This window comes from Streptomyces tateyamensis (genome assembly GCF_003205575.1).
Classification (GTDB): Bacteria; Actinomycetota; Actinomycetes; order Streptomycetales; family Streptomycetaceae; genus Kitasatospora; species Kitasatospora tateyamensis.
Genome location: NZ_PYBW01000071.1, coordinates 1 through 1,274, shown reverse-complemented (window position 1 = coordinate 1,274; position 1,274 = coordinate 1). Strand labels below are relative to the sequence as shown.

Genomic DNA, 1,274 nt, shown 5'->3' with positions numbered 1-1,274 from the left:
GGACCTCGTGAATGCTTACCTTTGATCAGCTCACGTATGACCATGACCCGATGGTTGTGGAACACTGGAACACTGTCGGATTCGACTCATCGCGCGCGGTGCGAAATGACTTCTACAACGACACGACCGATATGACTGCGATGACTAGATTAAGGAACTCTTCTCTCGGGGCCAGCAGCGGGCTTCGATACCGCCAGGACGTTGGGCCGAACTACAGCGAATGAGGCAAAGGTAGGGTCTGATGATTGATATCGTCGCAGAGATCTCAAGACTTCCTAATGTGCGACCGCTTGTGGGGATGGAGGATGCCTGGGAGTGGTCCCCTGCGCCTGGATTCGTGCTGCTGATTGCCTTGAGCTCCGATCGCCAGCATGCTTTTAGGTTGAATACCAAGCATTCATATGATTTGGGTCTCTGTCGAAGCATTCTTGAATTTGTCCGACTTCACGAAGATGAAGTTGTAGGGCGCCTCGAGCCCCTGCTGGCTCTGCCGGGATTCTCCTGGGGTGGCCGAGAATTTGATGTCGTAGGGCGGATTAGGCCGGAGGCTCACAATCTTTTCCCAGATAACCTAGAGCTTAATAGCCTTGTTTTTGGAGTGTTCCCTGCCTATGAGTGTGAGATCTCAGGGCTGGAGACGCTCGATCAGGCGGCGGAGCGTTTCAATCGGATGTTCAAGGCTTCAGACATGAATCGCAAGCCGAGTCCTTACGTGCTGGTCAAGTTTGACAACCCGAAAACCGGGGCTGGCACAATTGGTGAGCGTCAGGTGTTCGTTCGACCTGATTATCTGCTGCATGAATTGAAGTTGCTCGAGGGTGTCGAAGATGCCTATATCGATCTGTGGAATCATAGAAATGAGCATTGGTCGATTCGATGGGCTGGACAGTGGCGCATCGTCGGCAATGGGCAGGAGTTTCAGATGGCTCGCGAGGGCGTGGAGGTCTGGGCATTGTCGGCAATCCTATGAGCTGACCGGGCTCTGAATATCCTGGATGCCGTTTTTCGACGCTCTGCGCAAGGATGACGAAGGTTCCCAGGTCCCGTTCAAGGATGAAGATCCTGCCCGTTTTCGAATCGGCCGATCAAGCGGACGGCGGCTCTTGGGTGGGTCGGTCTCGGACTTCTCGATTCCGCAGCTCGGAAGGCGGCATGCCGCGTACTACAGCGGCGGATCTTGCCAATGTGATCGGTTTGGATCGCTCGGGCGGAGGTGCGCGGGTAGGGGGTCGCCGCGTCGCTTGTAGTGGCTGACCTCGTTGTTTCACGGCGAT

The 1,274-nt window shown here is 55.2% G+C and carries 1 protein-coding gene; it reads left to right on the top strand.

The features are described 5' to 3' along the window. The first annotated feature begins 241 nt into the window (after window positions 1-241). On the top strand, window positions 242-970 hold the full coding sequence (locus C7C46_RS34365; protein WP_146259146.1) for a hypothetical protein: 729 nt from the start codon (window positions 242-244) through the stop codon (window positions 968-970). The last annotated feature ends 304 nt before the right edge of the window (window positions 971-1,274 follow it).